Source organism: Hyella patelloides LEGE 07179 (assembly GCF_900659865.1).
Classification (GTDB): Bacteria; Cyanobacteriota; Cyanobacteriia; order Cyanobacteriales; family Xenococcaceae; genus Hyella; species Hyella patelloides.
In genome coordinates this window covers 1-24,043 of sequence record NZ_LR213860.1, presented here as the reverse complement: position 1 = coordinate 24,043, position 24,043 = coordinate 1, and the positions used below count along the sequence as shown (strand labels likewise).

The window sequence follows — 24,043 nt, the reverse complement described above, 5'->3', positions numbered from 1 at the left end:
TTTTTTTGCTAGTCTTAACACAGATATCCCTCCTTTTCTCGCAAAGGCATTACCAATAAAAACTAAGTGTAACTTTTCATTTTTACTATAAGTTTTTGGCTCATTTGTTTTAATTACTATATTTGGATGAATTACCTCCAGCTTGTTAAGTAAATTATTGAGATATATATAATCTTTATTATATTCAATAAATTCTTGTTTTGCATAATTTGACATAGCTATTATTTTTGAACAATTGTCTAATAATAGTCGTTCTCTCATGATTTTTTTAACTATAGAACCACGAGAACATAGCATAGGCAAGTGTCCTTCAAAAGTAACAAGAAAAATTTTTTTTGTTACAGGAATTCTATTAAATGAATGAATTAAATGATAACCGCGATCAAAATTAAGATATGCTCCTAAATCTATAGCATCAAGAGGGTACCAGATATTCTTCATAGTAAATGGTAAAGCAGAACTTATTTTATGAGTAGAATCACGAGATGAATTAAATTTCATCATTTTTCTGTTACCCGATAAAACAACTTGAACCATTTGCTAGTTCTCCAAATAAGTAAGATTTTTTGGCTGTTTCGTAGAAAAGTATACTAAACTACCAAGTCAATAACACTCTATCTTAAAAGTTGTTAAAGTTTCTCAACCCATATGCTGGTTGTTTTATCAGCTTCAATTTATTTTAAAGCAGATTTTTCTTATCTAAATAAATACAATACTATATTAATACAATAATAATATCTATCCAATCAATTATTCAATTCAATTTCACTAAGAATTTGAGAAATTTGCTCTGATAACTGTAGAGGGCGAAAAGGTTTGGTAATCACACCAGCTAAATTTAACTCAGTCAGTTCTAGTGCTATTACCGATTGAGTTTTAGCTGTCATTAAAATTACTGGAATATTTACCGTTTTTTGATTGTTTTTTAACTGTTTTGTCGTTTCTTTGCCGTCCCAATCGGGCATCATTAAATCTAAAAGAATGATCTCTGGTTGCTCAGTTTCAGCTAACCTTAATCCTTCCTCTCCAGAAGATGCGGTGATGACATTCCAATTAGCTGCCATTTCTAAACCCATTTGAGCGATGCTTCTGACATCCTCTTCATCATCAATAATTAGAATATTTTTGCTCATGTTATTAAATTTTCTTATCTTAATTCGCTCAAAGTGAATCTTCCCAATGCCACGATCAAAGATTATAGCTTAGAAATTATAGCTACTCGAACCCCTTAAAAGTTAAACTGCGATCGAGAATAACTAGGGAATTTATTTCTTTTCAGCAAAAAAATTGAGATTGAATTGGCATTAAAAACTATGGGATTTAAGTAAATTGTTAATCTAAATTACCTCTCCTCTGCCTAGAGTGACAGAAGAGAGGTGAATCAGCAAAGCTGTTTACTCAAGTATTTACTCTAAGGCTTGTTTGCCAAAATTACTTTTTGTACGTTAATGCGGTTGCTCCACCAAGACCAATTATCAATAAACCTAATAAGTTGGAAGCTTCAGAAACACTAGTAGGAATATTAGGATCGGGAGGAATAATAACATCATCTCTTACTACCCAGTTACTAGACCAAGTACCAGGATTAAACTGGTCGGGCATTTCATCAGGCTCATCAAATAGAGCTTGAGTTTCAGCAATAGTTAAACCTGCAAAGTCAAAACTAAGAGTACCTACACCATCAGAAACATCTCCAGAACCATCAGATAAATTGAGGAAATTTCCCCTGGCACCAATAGCAACGGTAGTTCCAACACCATCAAATGTATATACTGGGAATTCAACATCCGTTAATGTCACAGAAAATGCACCAGGAATATTGATAAAGTTTTCGATAGTATTTCCACTGGCGACATCTAAAAGCTCTAGTGCTGTTACATCTCGAATCGAACCAGTTTGACCGATAAAGGGCGCAAAGTCGTTTCTACTATCTACAGGATTGGCATTCAATTCAACTACAGAGCCAACACCTCCTCCACTGGGAGGGGCGAAATCAAAATCGGTTAGGGGTCTAGTATCACTCGCATCCCCAGTAAAATCGCCAACAGTTTGACCAGTTCCAGTATAAATAACGCCTGTTGGATCTCCTCCTGGAGTAGGACTGGGAGGATTAATTCCTACTGCACCTTGAAGAGCAGCAGCTTGTACGGCATTCGCCCCAGCTAGCACAGCAACGGATGCTACGCTTAGTGAAAGATATGACTTAATACTCATAATTTCTATGTATTCCAAATAAGCTACTTTGACTAATATGAAGTTTCGATAGAGGTAAATGCAGACCCCCATTTATTATAATGTTTTATAAATAAATGAAAACCATTTCTGCTATATTTCATTGGTGTTTCTGTATATTCTTGATGTGAATAAGAGATTTGCTTATTTAGATTAATTTGAAAATCATCTTAACATTTTAAGAATATAAGACTTTTTTGTAGTGCTAAAGATGTAATGATGAATTGTCCTAAAGGATACCGCTTCGCATATAGTGATGTACGAAATATCAGATAGCACCTATGTGATTCTCTAGGGATTTAGAAAATGACAAAGTATTCCACACTAATCGAGATACTCGTTGTCTAAGTGTGTTGTTAAATCGTTTAATATAACTGGTTTTGCCAGTCTCTTTCCCCACTGCTCGATGCCGTTGGCGAGGAAACACTGTCCCATAGGCAGACTAAAAATCAGTGTCAGCAACCGCGCATTGACGATAGACTGGAGATAAAGAATTCCATAGTTTTCGATCTGCTTTCTCGTCGCGGTCTGGCTTTGGCAGCACTGCTTAGTCTGCGGAGCGGTGCTGCGCTATCGCCAATAGAAAGAGCCACGATTTCATGGGTATTTACATACAAGGCAATTGTTCATATTGGGTATTTATACCCGTCGCATTTGGGGGTTTATGCCCGTCGTTTTGGGTGCAAGCGTCCGACAGAAAGAAGCGCGACGGGGTTCATAAACGGAGGGGCTGTGGGGCGAATCGAATTCGCCCCCTTGAAAGCCCCGTCTGGGGCAACCCCAGGCGACGACCCCTTGGAAACCCACGCAGTCGCGGACTTGGGAATACTGACTTTAACAGCCATTGTCTCTTTCCAGCGATCGCGCAGTGCCAGCCGAAGGCCGATCGCATATAAGAACTTTCCAAGCTGTCTGCCATGAATTTAACCCTTGATAGTTTGGAAGTCAGGGCAGATTCGGAGGGAATCAAGCTCTAATTATTTGTTTTTTTCTAGAGACTTCATTTTTAATCTAATATCTGTAGAATTTTAGTTTTAAGTTGCTCAATAGTTGTGGATTGATTTACTTCATCGAGTAGAGATGATAGTTGAAATCTTAACGGTATACTAAGCTTGACTTTGTTCAACAGATCTCCTTGAGTAAACACATCTTTGGGAGTTCCTTCTAACAACAATTTGCCTCGATTTAAGACAAACACCCAGTCTGCCCAGCGATCGACCCATTCTAAGTCGTGAGTTGCCATGAGAATTGTCGTTCCTTCAGTATGAATTGTGGCTAAAGTTTGCGCCAACTGACGAGTATGTAGAGGATCGAGATAAGCAGTGGGTTCGTCTAGTAATAGTAAGCTTGGTTGCAAAACCATCACACCTGCAAGAGATACAAGCTTTTTTTGACCGAGGCTCAACTGATGAACGGGTTTTTTGGCAAAAGAAGTTAATTCAAATTGGTCAAGCACTTGTGGAACTCTTTTAGAGATCGCTTTTCCTGAAAGTCCGAGATTGCACAATCCATAGGAAATATCTTCTTCAACAGTGGATGCAATCAATTGTTGTTCGGGATTTTGAAAGACAAGTCCCACTTGTTGTCTTAATTCTATCAGGGAGTTGCGATTGTAGTTTATTCGCTTTCCTCCATAGCAAATGCCGCCTTGCTGAGGTTTATACAACCCATTAGCTAACAAAAATAGGGTCGTTTTACCACAACCATTTTGACCGATAACAGCACAGCGTTTCCCTTGGGGAATACGTAATGTTAAATTGGCGATCGCAGGTTGATTTGTACCTGGATAGGTATAGTAAACATCTTGAAATTCTACTAGCCACTGGGACATATTATTTTCGGCGTTGGTAACTTGATTTATGACGTACAAAATGTTTCTGTTCGTAGCTTTAAGCTCTAAGCTCTAAGCTCTAAGCTCTAAGCTCTTTTAAGAAGAGTACAATATGAAAATTAAAAAATCATACCTTGATTCACCAACACCTTATTTTCAATTCTTCAAAATAGAAAATTCCCGATTACCAACACAAGACAACCAAGACTCGCTTCTAGAGTATATCGTTGAGAAGCTTGATAGCTTTGGGATGACCAAACTCTAAACTGCCCATTAAAACCTCTTGCTGCGGTGGAAAGAACGAATTGTTGATAATGTTTCATTGTTTTTTGAAATAATTGCCTTATCAGTAGACTCAGACTATAAATCCATCGCTGGCGAGTACGGTAGCCATTGCGAGATTGTTGAGCAATCCAGAGTTCCCTGGCTGTGGATAACAGAAGAAAAATAAATCGATACATCAAAAGTAACAGTTCTGTTAATACTACAGGACAGCCAATCCGACGCAATACTTGTAGCAGTTCTGTAAAGGGAGTCGTGAACAAGACAAAATAAAGACAAGAAACTGTGGCAAGGGTACGAGCAAAAATTAAACCTGCTTGGACAAAACCTTGATAGCTCAGATAGAGATAATAAGAGCCAATGGTTAAGCCAGACAAAGCATCTGCTTGAATCGATGCACGGGCTGAGACAGCTACGCCAGAAATTAACAATGCAGGGATGCTAGTTACCCAAAATCCGATCGCTAAACTCAGCATTCCCCCATAGATATTGAAAGGAATTCGAGCATAACCAACAATCCAAACACTCATCCATAAAGCGATCGCTATTTGTACGGGTGGATGGGAAATTAGGGCGATTGTTAATCCCACTAAAGCGAATCCTAACTTGTGTTCTGGGGGTAACTGTCGCAAGCGATTATTGTAAGACAGGTTATCAAGCCATAAGTGCATATCAGCTATTTATTTTGATTTCGCCCTTTATACAAACCAATGGCATAACCAATTACTCCTGCTCCGATTGCTGCTTGGGAAGAAAATAAGAGGCTTTCAATTTCACCACTGGGAGGTTCCAATAAAGGTTCAAACCACGGTTCATAGCTGGGATTAACTTCTGAAATTACCTCTTCTGCTTGACCGTCTGCGCCACCATATTCCCCGCGCACAAAAATTAAAGGTATTACTGTTAAGGTGACAACTGCGATCGCAAGATACCAATTCTGGCGCGTCAATGAAGGTTTATTCATCCCGATCTAATTTTTAATTAAGTTTAAGGTTGCTAATTCTTTTTGGTTGTATTCCTGTAGCCAGTTCCACACCAATACGGTAAGTAATCCCTCAATAATTGCCAGTGGCACTTGAGTAAGGGCAAAAATTCCCGCAAATTTAAGAAATGCTGCCAAAACTCCCCCCGATGCTGCGGGAAAAGCTAGTGCCAATTGAATCGAAGTGATGATATAAGTTAGCAAGTTTGCTAACGCCGATGCGATAAATATTGCCAGCTTTTGATTACCCGTTTTTAACAACAGATGATAAACTCCATAAGCGATCAAAGGCCCTGCGATCGCCATAGAAAACATATTTGCTCCCAATGTTGTCAAACCGCCGTGTGCTAGCAACAGAGCTTGAAACAGCAGTACCAATGAACCCAAAACAGCCATTACTGAAGCACCAAAAAGAATTGCTCCTAATCCAGTTCCTGTAGGGTGAGAGGCACTACCTGTCACTGATGGTATTTTTAAGGCAGATAAGACAAAGGTAAACGATCCAACCAGTGCGAGTAAAAGTTTGATTTCTGGATGTTCTTTGGTAATCCGTGATAGAGATCGCAAGCCAAACAGAAAAAACGGCAATGCCAAAATCCACCAAAATGCAGCCCATTGTACGGGCAAAAATCCTTCGGCAATGTGCATAGCTTGAGCGGATGTTGCTGCACCAACAACCAAATAAACACTCAACCCTGCCATAGTTACCAGGTGTAATATTTTACTTTTTTTCAATTATCGTACTCCTAACAAATACTTGAGAGGATACAAGAGTACTAAATAAATTTTGTTGCCAATTAAATTGCATCTGTACCTCGCAGATATATTTATGAATAAACGGGAAATATTCCGTTTTTACTTTTATCGGCGGGCATTCTGACTAAGAGATTTGCTATCTACTAACCTCATCACAGTTGCGGGACAGTGTTGGACTTACACCAAACTTTCCCCATTACTTCTAATGACTGCTCTTCATTAGAACCGAATTTTTACTTAAACGTATCATAATGGTAATTTAGCGAATCAATTAGATTTGATTAAGCTTACTTAATAATTGTTGAGAGCGATCGCTTATTTGTTGCCAATTACCTGTTGTAACTAAAGAAGCAGGAAACAAGCTACCCGATAAGCCAACAGCGATCGCTCCTGCTGTAATCATTTCCGCAGCATTATCTATGGTGACTCCTCCTGTAGGGATCAAAGGAATATCCCCTAAAGGTGCTTGGAGGCTTTTCAGATAACTTGCTCCTCCCATTGTGCTAATAGGAAATACTTTGAGCGCGCTTGCTCCTGTAGAATAAGCTGTGACGATTTCTGTGGGGGTTAGGACTCCTGGTACATAGGGTATTTGATTACGATGTATCGATATTTCTACGAGATCGCGATTGAAGTGGGGAGAAAAAATAAACTGTGCGCCACAAGCGATCGCATTTTGCAATTGTGTTGAGTTTAAAACCGTTCCTGCACCAATCAAACAATGGGGGAATCTTACTCTTAATTCGGCGATTAATTCTTGAGGTTGCTCACTATTCCAAGTAATTTCTATTAGTCTGATACCACCTTTAGCTACCGCCTCAGCCATAGCTAAACCAAGATCGAACCGAGGAGAGCGAATCACAGCGATTGCTTTTTCTTGGCGCAAAATAGATAACCAAGAATCGAATATAGTTTGTTGTTTCTTCAATATGCGATCGCTAATCATATTCTAGTGACCAGTTATTAGTTAACTATTACCTAATTACAACGCACTAATTTGATTTTGATAAGCTTGTCGATCTAAACCTTTCCCTGCATTAGCAGATTGCTCGGAAATATTAGCCTCTAGTAATTTAATCCGTTCCGATGTGGCGGGATGAGTACTCAGAAAAGTGGGAACAGAATTACCACCCTCCAAAAGTTTTTTCATAAAACTTACCATTGCCGAAGGTGCATAATCAGCTTTTGTAAGATTGTCTAAACCAAAGCGATCCGCTTCCAATTCATCTTGACGACTATTACGACGGTTAACCGCTAACTCAACACCGAGTTGTACTGCTTGAGTACGATCCAAACCAGCAGCAGAAAGTATTCCTTGAGAGATCGCTCTTTGTTTCATTTGTTCGACAGAATGACGACCGACAATATGACCGATTTCATGACCAATTACACTGGCTAATTCTGCTTCATTTTCCGCCTTTTGCATTAAGCCAGTATGAATATAAACATAGCCTCCCATGGTAGCAAAAGCATTAACCGCTTTATTATCTACCACTTGAAAAGTATAGGTAATATCAGGGCGTTCGCTTTTTTTAGCTAGTTCTTGTCCGATACGATTAACATAATTAGTAATTGCCTGATTGCGATATATCTTAGCTTGACCAGAGTCAATCAATTCTTGGTTGATTTGTGAACCTAACTCTACTTCCTGTTTGTCAGAAATACTAGAAAGTTGAATAATTTGCGCTCCTTGAATGAGCAATTCAATCCAGGATGCTGCTCTTACTATTGTCACACTGCTAATAGCGATCGCAAAACCTAATACTAAAGAAAATAGTCCGTATAACCAACGTCTCCGAGGATGAAATAAATTAAATAAAGAAAATCGTCTGAGCATAGTGGAAAAAATTATTCTCTATATTAACAGAATATCGCTACTTTACCTTGACGAAAGTTAATCTTTAATTGTTGCGTACTAGAAAGTCATCGTAACTGTCTAGGTATTGAGTTCAGGAAAAGAGAGAAAGCTGACTAGACAATATTTGTGTAAGAACCTCAAGAAGATGGAAGTGCTGTTTTCTGGGGAGAGCCTTTTTGATAAATCAGTTACTTTTATTGGGAACACTTAATAAATAGTTTTAAAAAATCAGAAAGTTCGAGGTCAAGATAAATGGCAATTTTTTACGTTAATCAAAATGCAACTGGTGACAATGATGGTAGTTCTTGGATTAATGCCTATTCTGACTTACAAGATGCTTTAGCCGTAGCCACCGCCAACGATGAAATTTGGGTAGCAGACGGTACTTACAAACCCACAAATGATGGAGATAGAAATAGTTCTTTTGTTATTCCCAGTGGAGTCGAAATTTATGGGGGATTTGCAGGAGGAGAAACAAATCGAGAACAAAGAAACTGGATTAATCACTCAACTATTCTAAGCGGAAATATCGGCTCAGAAAATGTTCAAACAGATAATAGTTATCATGTTGTGGGTATAAGTAATACTACGAATACAACTATTTTAGATGGCTTTACTATTTCAGACGGTAATGCTGACGGAGGAGGTAGTAGTGGGAAAAATGATGGTGGTGGAATATATAGTTTTCGTGATTCTAATGCAACCTTAAAAAATCTGATTGTTAGTAATAATTTAGCCACTGATGATGGAGGTGGATTTTATTATGCTGGTGGTGGTAGTCCCAATCTTATCAATGTAACTTTTAGTAATAATTTTGCTAACGATCGAGGTGGAGCGATTTATGTATTTGGGGACTCTCTTAGCGTTGAGAATGGCTTATTTATCGAGAATGAAAGTCAATCAGGAGGGGCAATTGCCTTAAGAGATGGTACATTCAACGTAGCAGAAATTCTTAACAGCACTTTCTACAACAATCAGGCGAATGAAGGTAGTGCAATAATTTATAGCTTTAATTCATCCCAAGGTTCGGGTACTCTAACTATTGAAAATAGCATTTTCTCCAACAATTCAGGAAGTGACAGTAATAATCAAATCGTCTCAGGAGGAAGGGGAACAAATATTGTTAATAACAGCATAGTAGAAGGTGGTTACGATGGATCGGGGACAAATATTATTGATGCTGACCCCTTATTCTTCGATACTGAAAATAACGATCTGCGTTTGCGAAGAAACTCTCCTGGTGTAGATGCAGGGAATAACAATGTAGTCGATGAAACAACCGATATTATTACCAACCCCCGTATCTTTAATGACACAGTAGATATTGGTGCTTATGAGTATGGTGTCTTTATGTCTATTGACGATACTACTCTCGTAGAAGGAGATGATGGAACAACTAATGCAGCATTTACCGTTACTTTGCTGGACTCTTTAGGGGAAGCCACTGCCGAAGAAGTTAGCGTCAACTATGAAACTGTCGATGATACTGCTACAGCAAGTTCAGACTACACAACTACCGAAGGAACTCTCGTTTTTAGCGTTGGCGAAACTACCAAAACCATTAATATTCCTATTTTGGGAGATGAACTAATTGAAAACCACGAAAAGTTTTTTCTCGAACTTAGTGGCTTAAATGGTAATGCCATTCTTAGCGATAGTCGGGGTATCGGAACAATTACCAACGACGACTTACCTAGAGAAATAACCATTGCTGATGCTAGCGTTGATGAAGGTGATGAAGGCGAAACTGCAATAGAATTTACCATCTCTCTGAACGAATCTTACATTGAAGATATTACCGTTGATTATGATGTCTTTGAAGATACTGCAACCCCAGGAGACTACATCGATACCGAAGGTACAGTTACTTTCGCCCCAGGAGAAACCGAACAAACTATCTCAGTTCTTGTCTCAGGCGATCTGGAGATTGAAGCAGATGAAACCTTTGCGCTACAACTGAGTAATCCTAATGAGAATGGCGTTATTGTTGATGAAAGTGGTATCGGAACAATTACCAACGACGACTTACCTAGAGAAATAACCATTGCTGATGCTAGCGTTGATGAAGGTGATGAAGGCGAAACTGCAATAGAATTTACCATCTCTCTGAACGAATCTTACATTGAAGATATTACCGTTGATTATGATGTCTTTGAAGATACTGCAACCCCAGGAGACTATATCGATACGGAAGGTACAGTTACTTTCGCCCCAGGAGAAACCGAACAAACCATCTCGATTCTTGTCTCAGGCGATCTGGAGATTGAAACAAATGAAACCTTTGGGCTACAACTAATTAATCCCAGTGATAATGCGGTGATTATTGATGAGCGTGCTACAGGAACAATTACTAATGACGATCGCAGAAAAGTTAAAATTTCTGATGCCACTATAGGTGAAGGGGATGGGGGAGAGCAGATAGTTAACTTTAGCATTGCTCTCAATGAATCTTTTTCCGAACGTATCACCGTTGATTACAATATTACTCAAAATAACGCCACCTCTGAAGCTTTCACGGGGACAGCTACTTTTGAACCAGGAGAAACTGAAAAAGCTATTTCGGTTGAGCTTTCCAGCGATCCTAATTCGGCAGAGAATGAAAACTTTTTTGTGCAACTAAATAGTCCCAGTGATAATGCTCTCATTGAAGAAGGGTCGGAATTGGTAACCGTAGAATCTACACCCTTAACAAGCACCATCAACCGCTTTCAAAATAGTGACATCCCAGGTACTTATATCTTTGCAGGTGAAGCCGAAAGCGAAGGTATCCGAGACAATTTCAGCAACTTTGAAGAAGAAGGATTAGCTTTTAAAGTCGCTGACGAACCAGGTGATGATTTAATTCCTCTCTATCGCTTCCAAAGCACCCTTACTCCTGGTACTTATATCTTTGCAGGGGAAGCCGAACGGCAAAGTATTAACGCCAATTTCTCTGATAGCTTTAACGAAGAAGGTTTAGCCTTTTATGTTTATGGTGTAGGATCTGAGCAAGGCACAGAATTTATTCGTTTCCAAAATGAGGAGCGACCTGGTACTTATCTCTTTGCAGGACCCAATGAAGCTGAAAGTATTAGAAACAATTTTCCCAACTTTATCGAAGAAGGTGCTGCTTTTAAAGTAGGTATTTAATAGAGTTTACAAGGACGACATTTACATCAATAAAGGTTAAGGCAGTTAATCAATTGCCCTAACCAAGGTTGTTAAATAACAATATTTACCATTTTTTGTAAGGCAAGAACTTACCACACATAATTATCTGAACACGATCGCCCTTGGGGTCGGGTACTTTTTCGACCTCTACAGAAAAGTCAATTGCACTCATAATGCCATCACCAAATTTTTCATGAACTACAGCTTTAATAGGCATTCCATATACCTGCATTATTTCGTAGAAACGATAGATCAAAGGATCGGTAGGAATTTGAGGTTCTAATGAACCTTTTAAAGGAGGAATAGTTAATTCTTCTGCTGTTGATTCTGGTAAACCCAAAGCTGTTACCAATTTGGTTGCTTCATCCATGTCTGCACTGGCTTGACGATAGATTACTGATGCAATCCAAGTTTCATCTCTGCCAATGGTTTTTTCTAATTCTTCAAAGGTGATTCCTTTGTCTTTTTTTGCTGCTAATAGCTTTTCGGTAATTTCTGAGATAGGCATAATTTATTTCCTCTTGCTTAATGTTAATCTTTGGTAGGTTAGTAGTTAGTAGATTTCTTTTCGATTTTCCCCACCTCCCCATCCCTATTTCCTGCCACTTACCTACATTTTCTACTTAATACGGGCTTCTTCTACGGCACGGGTTTCACGATATAAATGGTCTTCCATTTCCTGTTTCAATTTCAAATAGGCAGGATGGTTTTCCACAGTAGTGCGATCGCGAGGGCGAGGAAAAGGCACTTCTAATATTTCATCAATTCCTGCTGCGGGGCCTTTGGTCATCATGATGATGCGATCTGATAATAGTAAGGCTTCTTCAATACTATGGGTAATCATAATTGCGGTTTTTCGCTGTTGCTCCCAAATACGTTCGATTTCTTCTTGAAGAAAACCACGAGTTAGGGCATCTAATGCCCCAAATGGTTCATCCATTAGTAAAATTTCAGGATTTATTGCCAAAGCTCTAGCAATTCCTACTCTCTGGCGCATTCCTCCTGATAATTCATGAGGACGCTTTTTTTCTGCACCTGTTAAACCTACTAATTGAATCTTTTCTTTGACTACGCGCTTCTGCTGTGTCACAGATACATTTGGGTAAACAGTTTCTACGGCAAACATAATGTTTTCTTCTACTGTCATCCAAGGCATCAAAGCGTAACTTTGAAATACCATTCCACGATCTGGCCCAGGCTTATTGACTATCTGCCCATTAATCATTACGTTGCCATTTGTCGCCTCACTCAAACCAGCAATAATATTTAGTAATGTGGACTTACCACAACCTGAAGGCCCAATAATCGAGACAAAAGTATTGTGTTCGATATCAAGATTGATATCTGCGATCGCTATAAAGTCAGAACTTGTCTGTCCTGTGATTTTATTAAACCAACCACTTCTACCAGGAAAAACCTTAGATACATGACGCAAAGAAATTTGAGTATTGAGAGCATTGTCCTTAGTCACAGCAAGATTATTAGATGATAAATAGGTATTCATGAGGATTATTTTCCAAAAGATACTAGTTTTTCTAAATAAGCAAAGATTTGATCGAGGAGGATACCAACAATGCCAATAATAAAAATGGCAACTAAAATATTCGGAATATAAAGGTTGTTCCATTCATTCCAGATAAAATAGCCCAAACCAGTTCCCAAAAGCATCTCTGCTGCAACAATTACTAACCAGGAGATACCCATACTGATTCGCAAACCAGAAATAATATTAGGTAAAGCAGCAGGAATAATTATTTTGAATATCGTCCTTCGTCGCGATGCACCAAGGGTTTTAGACACATCTAGATAATCTGAATTTACACCAGCCACCCCAAAGGCTGTATTAGTTAGAGTGGGCCAAATACTGGCAATGGTAATAATAAAAATTCCTGTCAACTCTGAGTCGCGAAATAAGTACAGTCCTAAAGGTAGCCAAGCCAGTGGAGATACTGGTTTTAAAAGTTGAAAATAGGGATTAAAAGCTTTGAAAGCAACTTTAGAAATACCTACTAAAATACCTAAAGGCACTGCAATGATGGATGCTAAGGTATAGCCGATGGCAACCCTTCTCAAACTAACTAGTAGATTCCAACCTATTCCTAAGTCGTTAGGGCCATTGTTGTAAAAAGGATGGGTAATCCAATACCATAATTCTTTGATAGTCAAAGAAGCAGTCGGTACTCCCTTTGCAAAAAGTTTCATTCTTGCTCCCACTTCCCAAAATAGGAGAAATATTCCTAACGAAAGTAAGAATAGAAGTAAGGCTTGGACATTTTCGTTATCAAGCCAACTATTTTCTGGGCTATTTCCTCTTGATTTTGCTCTTAGTGCGGTCATTGTGATTGGTGTTGATTGATTGTTTCAAATAATCAGTAAATCCTTTACTAACTATCGATCTAAACTCCATATTTTTTGATTTGTTCGTCTACATATTTTTGAGGATTGGCGGGATCGAACGTATCAAACTCTAAAGTTTCGGTACGATAAATATCGTCTGGTGCAGTTTGTCCTAATTCGACCGCTAATTCTCTAGCTAAATCGGTCATGAATATTTCTTTGCCGACTTCTTCGTACTTGTCAGCAGCGATCGCAGTTTTGACTTTGCTATCTCCCTGTAAATCCCATCGCACCAGTTGAGAAGAAATCCAGTTAGCAAAACTCTGCCAAGGATAGGGGTCAAAGTCAATACGGTCGGGGACGCTTCTGGAGTTACCTAGACCATCATCAAAATTACCTGTTAGTACTGCTTCTACTACTTCTACGGGTTGATTGAGAAAAGCCCTTTCAGAGATGGCTTTGGCAATTTCGACTCTATTGGCAGGATTTCTGGCATAGCCAGCAGCTTCGATAATGGCTTTATTTAATGCTCGAAAGGTATTAGGATTTTGGTCAATCCAATTATCACTAGCAGCAAAAGCACAGCAGGGATGTCCTGGCCATAATTCCTTGGTTAATTTGTGAATAAAGCCAGCTTCTTCGTATACTGCCCGTTGATTAAAAGGATCGGGCATTAGATAAGCGTCAATATCTCCTGCTATTAACTGAGCAATACTATCTGGTGGTGGTACTGCACGGATTTTGACATCTCGATCGGGGTCAATACCTCCTGTAGCTAGATAGTAACGGAGCAACAAATTGTGCATCGAATAAGGAAAAGGTACGCCTATATTAAAACCTTTAAAATCGGCAGGGCCATTAATTTTTCCCTTGTATTTATTGGCAACGGTAATTGCCTGTCCGTTAATGTTTTCAATACTGGCTAGCTTAACTCCAAAAGAAGCTGAACCTAAGCCTAAAGTCATAGCGATGGGCATTGGCGCGAGCATATGATAAGCATCTAGTTCTCCTGCGATCGCCGAATCGCGAACAGCACCCCAACTAGGCATTTTGACTACTTGAGCATTAAAACCATATTTTTTGTAAAAGCCTAACGGTTCTGACATGATAATCGGCGTGGCGCAAGTAATGGGGATAAAGCCGATTCTGAGATCTTTCTTCTCTAAGTTATCTACTATTACTGGAGCATTAGCAGTATCCGTAACTGATTCTTGACTCTGCTGATTAGGAGCGCAATTTGTTAAGGAGACTAAAGCAGCACCCACAGCTAAATTCTTCAGAAAGCGACGACGACTGAACTCACTATTATGAACCACATCGCCAAAAAATTCACCCGCGTTAGCTCCAAAAGCAGCTGCAAAAGCATTTTCTATCCCACCAGCTTGTTTTGCTAGCTCCAACACTAGTCTTTCTCGCTGGGGATTTCCTTTTCCTGCTGCTCTTAATAGTAATGTTTTACGGATATCTGCTGCATTTACCGTCTGAGCCACTTTCAAGGTGTTTGGTTTATAAACCCCCATTTTGATTAGATCGTCGATCATTTCCACTGGTTCTTTTGGCATATCTTCCGCCATAAATTTCCAGTGATCGCTGCTCATGTGGAAACCTCCACAGACACTACACGATGAGTTAAACTTGCTGATAATTTGTTGTTTATGGTCGAGATTACTCCACTGATTGAGTTCATCAGTTTTTGATAGCATTGTCATATTTCCATATATATATTTATAAACTTGGTATTTTGTAACTCAAGTTTTCTTGGTCAATAGTTCAGTAAGTTAAATTAAATTTCCAGATAAATATGTATTATCAGTAAAATTTTTATCTTACTTTTTAATTGATATGCAATTAATTAATAGATACTTTACATCGCTGACAACGTCAAACTTTGTCTTATTTTATCAGTCAGTTTGAAAGTTTGACATTGGATTAGTTATGGCAAAAATAGGACTTTTTTTAGATCGTTCTAACTATTGATAGCAGACCTTAATAATAAGAACAGTACTTTGAAACAAAATATCCCTGTTTAATGCGGAATTTGGATGTTAACTTTAGTGCCTTGATTAACTTGACTAATAATATCTATTTTGCTCCCTAAAAGATTGCTAAATCGTTTGACTATATTAAGACCTAAACCCGTACCTGGAATATTGCTGACGTTTTTACCACGATAAAAAGGCTCAAAAATATTATGTAGATCTTGAGGCGAAATTCCCATTCCCCGATCTTCAATTGATAAAATAATGTAGTCGCTACTTAATGACAGATTAAATTGAATTAACCGATCTTTTTGCGAATATCTGACTGAATTAGCCAGAATATTGATTAAAATCGACCTTAACAATCGATAATCTATTTCAATTTCTAATTGTTGGCGATCGCTGTGAAATTGAATCTGGTGATTGAGATGAGTTTCTTGAAATTCAGCTACTAATTCTTGGCAAAATTTAACTAAATCTAGGTTCTTTGGTTCTATTTCGATTTTTTCGGTTTCTATCTTGCCGATGACTAGCAAATCATCAGTCATTTGAGTCATACGTTCTATATTAATTTCAACATCAGATAAATATTCAATTTTTTGTAAGTTAGATAGTTGACGTTCGTAGCGTTTTAAAGAAGATACTGAAAAAGCAATATTATTCAAAGGATTACGAAATTCATGACATACCATTGAAACAAATCGAGAACGAGCTTGATTTAATTCTTTCAGTTGTTCATTAGCTTTAATTAATTCAGATGTTCGTTCTTGAACTCTTTGCTCTAATTCTTCATTAGCCCTTTGTAAGATAGACTCGTTAAGTTTACGTTGGCTAATATCACGAAACGTAACCACAGAGCCTACTAACTGACCTGTTTCGTCGTGCATTGGCGTGCTGATGTATTCTACGGGGAAGCTAGTACCATCTTTGCGCCAAAATACTTCATCATCCACTTTACGCACAGTTCCGTCTTGAAAAGCAGCATATATAGGACATTTCTCACGAGGATAGTGAGTACCATCAGAATGGGAATGATGTAAAACAGCGTGCATCGATTTGCCAATTAAAGCCTTCATTTCCCAGCCGATTATTGACGCAGCAGCAGGATTAACAAATGTGACATTACCCTGTAAATCTAAACCATATATTCCTTCTACTACAGAATTAAGAATCAGTTGATGTTGGCGACGCAAGTTGGCTAATTCAATATCACTTTGCCGATTAGATGGTGGTTGCATAGTCTCTCATCAAAATTTTTTATAGTTTATCTATGGAACTAATTGTATATTTTGCTACTACTACATCTTCTATTCAAGTATTTATTAGAAATAGCAGGTTTAACTTGTGTGGGAAACAATGCAACTTGGTATGAAAACAATCTTAGTCATAGAAGATGAAGCACAAACCAGAAAAGTTTTACTTAATTGCCTCAAATTTGAAGGATTTAAAGCGATCGAAGCTGATAATGGTAAGTCAGGATTAAAACTAGCTCAAGAGTGTCATCCAGATTTGATTGTTTGTGACATTATGATGCCAGAAATGGATGGTTATGAAGTTCTCTCTGCTTTAAGAAAACATTCTTCAACTCTAGCAATTCCCATTATTTTTTTAACTGCGAAAGTATCCATGTTGGATTTGAGATTAGGCATGGATTTGGGTGCTGAAGATTATTTAACCAAACCTTGCAACGTAGATCGCTTTTTGACTGCAATTACAACTAGACTAAAAAGAAAAGAAGAATTGAAAAAATGGTACGTTTCACCCACTAATACATCTAATTCTGAATCTTTCTTTGAAAGTATCGACTTGCCTAAATGTAGCAAAGTCGAGCGAGTATTTAAATTTATTGAGGAAAATTATTACAAACCTCTGGAACTTAAAGACGTAGCCCAAGCTGTCGGTTATTCTCCAGCATATTTAACTAATCTGATTCGTCAGAAGACCGAACGCACAGTCAAACAATGGATTATTGAGCGACGTATGAATGAAGCTCGCGAACTACTACTCAACACTGAGCAATCAATTACAGAGATTGCTGAAAAAACTGGTTATGTAGATACAGGGTATTTTATTCGTCAGTTTAAACGTTTACATGGAACTACACCTAACCAATGGAGGAATAGTCCAGAAATAGTAGAGGCTGCTTAGGTTAGTTTAAGGCGACTCTCAATTCATATATTAAAGAAAATGTACAACTATACTGAAACTCTCTTCAATTTATCTAACTGTTGTGTCTGTACAGTGATTTAGTTGCTAGTTATTGACGGGATCGCGGTTTACTGATAACTGTTTATTGATAACTGTTTATTGATAACTAATGACTATTAAGAAAAATTGCGATCGCTCTTGGCAATTGTGTTTCATTATTACCTTAGTAGCTCCTATAGTCTATGGTTTACTGGATTTACAAACAGCTTTTCAGGGTGATTGGATAGTCCAAGATGATGCGCGACAGCACGTCTTTTGGATGATGCGTTATCTCGATCCAGAATTATTTCCTAATGATTTAATTGCTGATTATTTTCAATCAGTTGCGCCTTTTGGCTATACTTCTTTGTATAAAGTAGCAGCCAGTTTTGGCATCGATCCTTTAGTTTTTAATAAGTTAGTTCCCGTTGGTCTACGATTAGTTATTACTTATTATTTTTTTCTGCTTTGTCGAGAAATTTTTCCTGTGCCGATTGGTTGTGCTATCTCTACATTATTACTCAATCATAATATCTGGCTCAAAGATGATATTGTTTCTGGAACACCAAGAGCTTTTTTATATCCTTTTTTGATCGCATTTCTTTATTATTTTACCAAACAGTCTCTAATTCCTTGTCTAATTACGATTGTGTTATTAAGTTGGTTTTATCCACAAACTGTTTTTTTAGCTTCAGGAATGTTGGTAATGAGGTTAATTAAATGGCAAGGATTAATTCCTACTTTAAGTCCGAATCAAGAATACAGATATTTCTCTTTAATTGGATTAACTGTTGCCTTTCTCGTAATGCTTCCTTATGCTATTAAAACCAGTGATTATGCCCCTATAATTACTCGCGCTGAAGCGATCCTTATGCCTGAATTTCATTATGGAGGACGATCTAATTTTTTCAAGGGTAGTATTTTTGAATATTTGGTTGGTAGAGGTAACGGGGTAATGATTTCTACTGCGGTATTCAGCCCGATTATTTTAATATCTAGTTTATTTTTACCTTTAGTAATTAAAAAATCTCATAAGTTTACTTTAGCAAAAAAAATTAATGCTAATTTAGATAATTTAGTTAAACTATTAATAGCATCTTTAGGGATGTATATTTTAGCGCATATAGTTTTATTTCGTTTACATTTACCATCTCGTTATACAACCCATAGTTTAAGAATTGTAGTTACTATTAGTGCAGGTATTACTATTACAGTTGTTTTAGACTATTTATTTAAAAGTTTTAAAAAGAAATTTAATACTAGACAAAGTAAAGTATTCTCTAGTTTAGTTATATTTGCGATCGCTTTACTAACTTATTCTAGCTTCTTCGATCCTTTTTCTCCTACTGGTTATAAAATTGGTAGTTATCCTGAGTTATATCATTTTTTTCAACAGCAACCCAAGGATATTATGATTGCTTCTCTAGTAAAAGAAGCAGATAATTTACCTACTTTTACGAAACGTTCTACTCTGGTCAGTCGTGAATATGCTATTCCTTATCAACTGGGATATTACAAACCTTTTAGAAGAAAAATAAGAGATTTAATTACAGCACAATATAGTAACAACTTGCAAAAAGTTCAACAAATTATTCGCAAATATAATATTAGCTATTGGTTAATCGAAGAAGAAAGTTTTACTTCTGAATATGTTATTAAAAACCGTTGGTTTAAACAGTATAAACTAGAACACGAACAAGCGATCTCTAATTTAGAAAACAATCAAATTCCGATCGTCAAAGCTTATCAAGATACTTGTCAGGCTTTTTCTACCAACAAATTTACAGTTATTGAAACTCAATGTTTGCTCAAAATACAAAAGCCACAAAGCTAAGGCAATACCATTAATCTTTGTGACTCCCTGCCAAGGATATTGTTAGTGTATAGCATTTCCTGAATAAATAAAGCACAAAATAATTTTGTGCCAAAAATTCACATTTACCAATAATATCGATCGGGATGAAGCACAATCCATTCTGTACTGATTAATTGATGGCTAATAATTAAATTAGTGCAGAAAAGGCAATACCAATACCCTCATCAACAAAGCTATCTCTATAATTGGCAAAATATCTTTTCTTTCTTATTCAGTAAATTCAATAATTGATAATTCATAATGGACAATTGATAATTACCTCTCCATAAATGAAGCCCTAAAGGACTAGCTTCGCCGTCGTACTCGGCTTCGCCGTCGCGTGACCGTAGGGAATCCGTGATTGGCATAAGGATTGATAAGCGCGGAAATATTTTTTTTCTTTCTTCTCCACGGACATCACGAGCTATGACGGAAACCTCAGACGACGTGTCCTCTTAAAAGGAGAGGCATTTAAACCCAACATAATTGATAATTATCAATTTTCAATTGTCAATTATACATTGGTAAAGAACGCTTTTTATTCTTGTTCCAGAGGTTGCAATATATCTTTGGGTATAACTCCGTGAATGCCTTTAACGATATCTACAACCTGGGAAACTTCATAGTCAATAGCAGCACTGCCAAACAATAAGGCATCTTGTTTGGTTAAACCATATTCATCTTCCATAATTTGCAGAGATTCGCGTACGGCTTTTTTCATCGCTTCATCCAAATCTTCATCGAGTCCAATTGCTAGCCAAGCTTCAGGCGTTTCTGCCATTGGCGATTCTAGTTGCTTATTTTTGTGGACGATTAATTTAAAAGTAGGAGTGAGTGAACATTCAATGGCTGTGAGGGCAACTTCTCCGTTTCCTTGAGCGCAGTGAGGGTCGCCAGTGTAAAATAATGCTCCAGGGACTTGTACTGGTAGATATAAACTCGTACTTGCAGTCAAATGTTTGATGTCTATGTTACCGCCATAATTACCTGGTGGAACTGAGTTGACAGCTTCTTCTGGATCGGCAGGTGCGACTCCCATAATGCCCATAAATGGCTTGAGAGGAAGATCGATATTTGGTCTTTCATTGGAGGGACGAAAAATGCCGATGTCTCTTTCGGTGTCGAGGGGAATTACTTTTGTATAAATATCTGCATCGTTGAGAGGATATTCTCCTGGTAATGCTCCTTTGCTATGACGGTTAGAAATTACTCCATAAGGAACTCGGTAATCAATACTCATGGTTTGGATTTCTAAAACATCCCCTGGTTCAGCATCTTCTATATAAATTGGGCCAGTAATTACATGAGGGCCAGGTGCGGTTCTTTCGATTTGTTCTTTGACTGCTAACTGATCTGGTAGAATATCAGCCTCGTCAATTCCTGCTTCTGTGAAAAATGCTACTGTATCTCCTTGGTCGGGTAAAATGCCTTCATGGGATACTGTTTCAATAGTCACAACATCTCCAGATTTTATTTGCAAAATTGGCTGGTTCTCAGATGTAAACAATTCTCCCCAAATGACATTTTCTGGCGTGGATTTAACTAAATGATTTGTGGGGGTTGCATCTTCTGTTGATTTTAAGTGTGCAGATGAGATACCTGCTGTCAAAGTTAAACTAAATAAAACGATTATTAGTAACGAGTATCGGGAAAAAAAAGAGAATTTTGCGCTTTTCATCAAAATTTTTGCTTTATCAAGACCAAAACTTAGGCTAAGTCTGTAATAAAAACTAGATTACTTTTGTAATTTAAGTTACAAAATACTAAGATGTGTCATCAATTGGAGGAAAATACCTTGCTGGGTAAGGTATCGATTTTTTTGCTGATATTAATTTATAACGAATGTTAGATATAATAAAAGTACAGTTAAATATAGGTTAATTTATGCCTAAAATTGTTGACCACGATCGCTATCGTCAAGAAATCCTGACAAAATGTTTCGATTTGTTTGCCCAAAGAGGTTATGGCTCGCTGACTATGCGACAGATAGCTAAAGAAATTGGTGTGTCTACAGGAACACTGTATCACTACTTTTCTAGTAAAGAAGATTTATTTGTACAACTAATCGAAGAAATAACCGAGCAAGATATTCTTCATGCAACCGATCTAATGGAAAATCAAAGTTTAGACACGATGGAAGAAAAAATATTAGCTCTCGGTCAATTTATCTTTAAAAATGAAGACTACTTTTACAAGCAAACTTTACTATATATGAATTTCTTTCAACAGCTAGATTTAGAACAACAACAGCTTGTTGAAGCAGTCAAACGCTCCTACAAACGCTATCAAGAAGAAACCATGGAGTTTCTCGGTATATACGATCTGGCGATTGCTAATCATATCTCTTGTTTTATCGATGGTTTAATTTTTCAACGAGCCTTCGATCCAGAATCATTAGATATCCAGCAACAAATGGATTTGCTAGCTAAAATGCTTTCTGCTTATTTAAGCTCTAAGCATTCAGATAGTTAGAATAACTATGGTTTAATTAATTTTGGTTTTGATTGACGATATTTTTTCGAGATAATGAAAGACTTAAAACTATGATGAGAAACTAAAGCTAATAAAGCGGAGCTTGCTATTCCAATTTTCCACAAAAGAATGTCGCTAACATCGTTAAAGCCTCTTGTAAAACTTCGAGCCAGAAAGCTCCTTATAAAACTATAACGTGAATCACCGTAGCTATTGAGATACTCGCTAATACTACAGCCCAAAAATATAACAATTGACAAGATACTATAAATACTAAAGTTATTTAATTTCTCTTTTTGCAAATCTAGTCTCGTTCGAGCGATCGTGTTCAAAGTTAAGATTGGTATAGTTGCTCCAAGAACTCCAGCGATAACCATAGATAAAGTTGTGTTTTGGTTCATATATTTTTGTCCATATATTAAGCCTGTCACTAATCCTCCCGTTAAAAGAAAACCTCGAATACCACCCCATAAAATTTTTTTCCAGCTCATACCACGTTTATTACCTGTCAATAGCATAAAAATACTACCAATTAATAACCCTAGCAGAAGAAAAACAACAGTAAAATCGTTATTTTCGCCCAATAAAAACAAAAATAAAAAGTAAGATATTGATGTTAAAAGGATTGAAACAAATAATTTTAAATAGGGAATTTTAGCAGTTACGATCTTTGCAGTTTGAACGTTAATATTTATAACTTGAGTTTCAGGATAAGAATTTGTTTGGAGTAAGATTTCGCGCTGATAGTTACTATCTGCTAATAATTGACTGCTATCGACTGTTATCTTTAACTCAACCTTATTACTGACAAATTTTGATTCGCTGAAAGTAATCCAGGCATGACTATCTGGTGTATGAGGTGGATCGCTAGGGTGTGATGCAACTTGCCAATCGCCTTCTAAAATTGTTTCGGCAATAAAGTTAGTAACAGTAATCGTTTTAGTTAGTTTTTCTCCGTAGGTATTAGCAGTAAATTCTAAATGGGATGTGCTTAGTTTTGTTTCTGGTTGTTTAAAGATATAGATTGGTTTTAATTGTTCAAGAGCTTGTACTGCATTTTTATAACGATGATTGGGATTGCGTTGAACTAAAGTTTGCAACCAGTTGAGCCAACGCTGACTTAATTGAAGTAACAAATACTGAAAACTAATGTTATTATCTTCGTCAATTAAAGTATCTATTTCACTCGATTTGATTCTCGTTAATAAACAAATTAAGGTCATTCCGAGGCTATATAAATCTGTAGCGGGAGTCAATTGACGATTGTAAAGTTGTTCTGGTGGCATAAAGCCTAATGTACCTAAAGTTACGCTACTCATCGCTAAATTTTCACTCCCCAGACGAGCAAAACCAAAATCAACTAAATAAACCTTTCCTTGTTCGTCAACTAAAATATTTTCAGGTTTAAGGTCGCGATGAATAACAGTAGGAAGGCGATTTTGTAGATAGATTAAAATTTCTAAAATTGCGATCGCAATACCTTTGATTTCTTCTGGCTCGTAATTGCGAGAAATAGCTAAAGATGGAGCTTTTTTATACTCTTGAACCATGCAAAAACCATCTATAGTTTCAAAAGAAGCTAAATACTGAGGAATACCAGAATGTTCTAATTGTTCTAAGATACTTATCTCTCGTTGATAGGCTTTATAACCCAGCCAATCAGAATTAGAGGAAGCAAACTGAAACTGTTTAATAACTACATTATTATTACTATTTACTTCTGTCGCTAAATATGTAGTACGACCGCCAAAATGATTTTTGCCTAAAGTATTTACTATTCGATAACCAAATTGAGAAAAGTCTGGCAAACTATCCATTTCAATCAAGAGAAATTAATTTTGATTCATATATTCTTTTTTGTAGCATCAAACAGCAGTCGAGTAAGCGATTTCAACATAGCGATCGCAATCTAGACAAGTAGATCGGAAAACAAGATTATAGGACTTACGCATTGACAGAATAATGAGACAATGCACTCTTAAGTAGAAGACATCAAAAAAACAGGTATCGAACAATCAGGAAAATCAGCAAACCTTCCACCGCACAATGCAATCTCGAACACTACACATTGTTTTTATTGTCAGAACCCAAACAAATGGGATGTAATAGATTGTCAGAAATA

General features: G+C 37.2%; 20 protein-coding genes, 2 pseudogenes and 1 riboswitch. Of the genes and pseudogenes, 5 read left to right on the top strand and 17 right to left on the bottom strand.

All coding sequences use genetic code 11. The features are described 5' to 3' along the window. The 10 genes and pseudogenes from H1P_RS15800 to H1P_RS15755 all read right to left on the bottom strand — a co-directional run. Positions 1 to 537: glycosyltransferase family protein (locus H1P_RS15800; RefSeq protein WP_144868911.1), on the bottom strand; the 537-nt coding region annotated here is incomplete at its 3' end. A gap of 209 nt (positions 538 to 746) precedes the next feature. Next, the gene (locus H1P_RS15795; protein ID WP_144868908.1) at positions 747 to 1,133 is read right to left on the bottom strand and encodes a response regulator; all 387 of its coding nucleotides are present in this window, start codon (positions 1,131 to 1,133) and stop codon (positions 747 to 749) included. Positions 1,134 to 1,431: 298 nt separating this feature from the next. Continuing rightward, entirely contained in the window at positions 1,432 to 2,214 is a 783-nt protein-coding gene (locus H1P_RS15790; RefSeq protein WP_144868905.1) for a hypothetical protein, read from the bottom strand. 286 nt (positions 2,215 to 2,500) lie between these two features. Then, positions 2,501 to 2,734, bottom strand: a pseudogene (locus tag H1P_RS39860) (IS1 family transposase); the annotation flags it as partial. A 504-nt stretch (positions 2,735 to 3,238) separates the two neighbouring features. Continuing rightward, the gene (locus tag H1P_RS15780) at positions 3,239 to 4,063 is read right to left on the bottom strand and encodes an energy-coupling factor ABC transporter ATP-binding protein (RefSeq protein ID WP_144868902.1); all 825 of its coding nucleotides are present in this window, start codon (positions 4,061 to 4,063) and stop codon (positions 3,239 to 3,241) included. Between the two features lie 164 nt (positions 4,064 to 4,227). After that, the gene (gene cbiQ, locus H1P_RS15775; RefSeq protein ID WP_144868898.1) at positions 4,228 to 5,016 is read right to left on the bottom strand and encodes a cobalt ECF transporter T component CbiQ; all 789 of its coding nucleotides are present in this window, start codon (positions 5,014 to 5,016) and stop codon (positions 4,228 to 4,230) included. Positions 5,017 to 5,021: 5 nt separating this feature from the next. Further along, entirely contained in the window at positions 5,022 to 5,309 is a 288-nt protein-coding gene (locus H1P_RS15770) for an energy-coupling factor ABC transporter substrate-binding protein (protein WP_144868895.1), read from the bottom strand. 6 nt (positions 5,310 to 5,315) lie between these two features. Next, a complete protein-coding gene (locus tag H1P_RS15765) occupies positions 5,316 to 6,029 on the bottom strand; it encodes an energy-coupling factor ABC transporter permease (RefSeq protein WP_144868914.1) in 714 nt (237 codons plus the stop codon). Positions 6,030 to 6,176: 147 nt separating this feature from the next. Next, a riboswitch (cobalamin riboswitch) is annotated at positions 6,177 to 6,325 on the bottom strand. A 29-nt stretch (positions 6,326 to 6,354) separates the two neighbouring features. Further along, entirely contained in the window at positions 6,355 to 7,029 is a 675-nt protein-coding gene (locus H1P_RS15760; RefSeq protein WP_144868892.1) for a bifunctional 4-hydroxy-2-oxoglutarate aldolase/2-dehydro-3-deoxy-phosphogluconate aldolase, read from the bottom strand. Positions 7,030 to 7,065: 36 nt separating this feature from the next. Continuing rightward, a complete protein-coding gene (locus tag H1P_RS15755) occupies positions 7,066 to 7,920 on the bottom strand; it encodes a M48 family metallopeptidase (RefSeq protein ID WP_144868889.1) in 855 nt (284 codons plus the stop codon). 273 nt (positions 7,921 to 8,193) lie between these two features. On the opposite strand from H1P_RS15755, the gene H1P_RS15750 reads away from it, so the two are divergent. Next, positions 8,194 to 11,070: a Calx-beta domain-containing protein gene (locus tag H1P_RS15750; RefSeq protein ID WP_144868886.1), complete on the top strand. Its 2,877-nt coding sequence runs from the start codon at positions 8,194 to 8,196 to the stop codon at positions 11,068 to 11,070. Positions 11,071 to 11,155: 85 nt separating this feature from the next. Here the strand turns inward: H1P_RS15750 and cynS are convergent, their stop codons facing one another. From cynS to H1P_RS15725, 5 genes are all read right to left on the bottom strand, one after another. Then, a complete protein-coding gene (gene cynS, locus H1P_RS15745; protein ID WP_144868883.1) occupies positions 11,156 to 11,599 on the bottom strand; it encodes a cyanase in 444 nt (147 codons plus the stop codon). A 111-nt stretch (positions 11,600 to 11,710) separates the two neighbouring features. Then, positions 11,711 to 12,595, bottom strand: coding sequence for an ABC transporter ATP-binding protein (locus H1P_RS15740; protein ID WP_144868880.1), 885 nt, complete (start codon positions 12,593 to 12,595; stop codon positions 11,711 to 11,713). 5 nt (positions 12,596 to 12,600) lie between these two features. Continuing rightward, a complete protein-coding gene (gene ntrB / locus H1P_RS15735; protein WP_144868877.1) occupies positions 12,601 to 13,428 on the bottom strand; it encodes a nitrate ABC transporter permease in 828 nt (275 codons plus the stop codon). A 59-nt stretch (positions 13,429 to 13,487) separates the two neighbouring features. Beyond that, positions 13,488 to 15,137, bottom strand: coding sequence for an ABC transporter substrate-binding protein (locus tag H1P_RS15730; protein ID WP_144868874.1), 1,650 nt, complete (start codon positions 15,135 to 15,137; stop codon positions 13,488 to 13,490). A gap of 317 nt (positions 15,138 to 15,454) precedes the next feature. Further along, entirely contained in the window at positions 15,455 to 16,645 is a 1,191-nt protein-coding gene (locus H1P_RS15725) for a PAS domain-containing sensor histidine kinase (RefSeq protein WP_144868871.1), read from the bottom strand. Positions 16,646 to 16,775: 130 nt separating this feature from the next. Here H1P_RS15725 and H1P_RS15720 point away from each other — a divergent pair, with 130 nt between their 5' ends. Next, complete coding sequence (locus H1P_RS15720; protein ID WP_144868866.1) at positions 16,776 to 17,555, top strand: response regulator transcription factor; 780 nt, start codon at positions 16,776 to 16,778, stop codon at positions 17,553 to 17,555. Between the two features lie 169 nt (positions 17,556 to 17,724). Beyond that, a complete protein-coding gene (locus tag H1P_RS15715; RefSeq protein ID WP_144868863.1) occupies positions 17,725 to 19,428 on the top strand; it encodes a hypothetical protein in 1,704 nt (567 codons plus the stop codon). 559 nt (positions 19,429 to 19,987) lie between these two features. Here H1P_RS15715 and H1P_RS15710 read toward each other — a convergent pair. Further along, positions 19,988 to 21,058: an acetamidase/formamidase family protein gene (locus H1P_RS15710; protein ID WP_222427073.1), complete on the bottom strand. Its 1,071-nt coding sequence runs from the start codon at positions 21,056 to 21,058 to the stop codon at positions 19,988 to 19,990. Between the two features lie 275 nt (positions 21,059 to 21,333). Between H1P_RS15710 and H1P_RS15705 the strand changes: the two genes are divergently transcribed. Further along, positions 21,334 to 21,921, top strand: a complete 588-nt coding sequence (locus tag H1P_RS15705; protein WP_144868857.1) for a TetR/AcrR family transcriptional regulator — start codon at positions 21,334 to 21,336, stop codon at positions 21,919 to 21,921. 5 nt (positions 21,922 to 21,926) lie between these two features. Here H1P_RS15705 and H1P_RS15700 read toward each other — a convergent pair whose 3' ends face one another. Further along, complete coding sequence (locus H1P_RS15700; RefSeq protein ID WP_144868854.1) at positions 21,927 to 23,738, bottom strand: serine/threonine protein kinase; 1,812 nt, start codon at positions 23,736 to 23,738, stop codon at positions 21,927 to 21,929. 197 nt (positions 23,739 to 23,935) lie between these two features. Here H1P_RS15700 and H1P_RS38300 point away from each other — a divergent pair. Further along, positions 23,936 to 24,043, top strand: a pseudogene (locus H1P_RS38300) (IS701 family transposase); the annotation flags it as partial.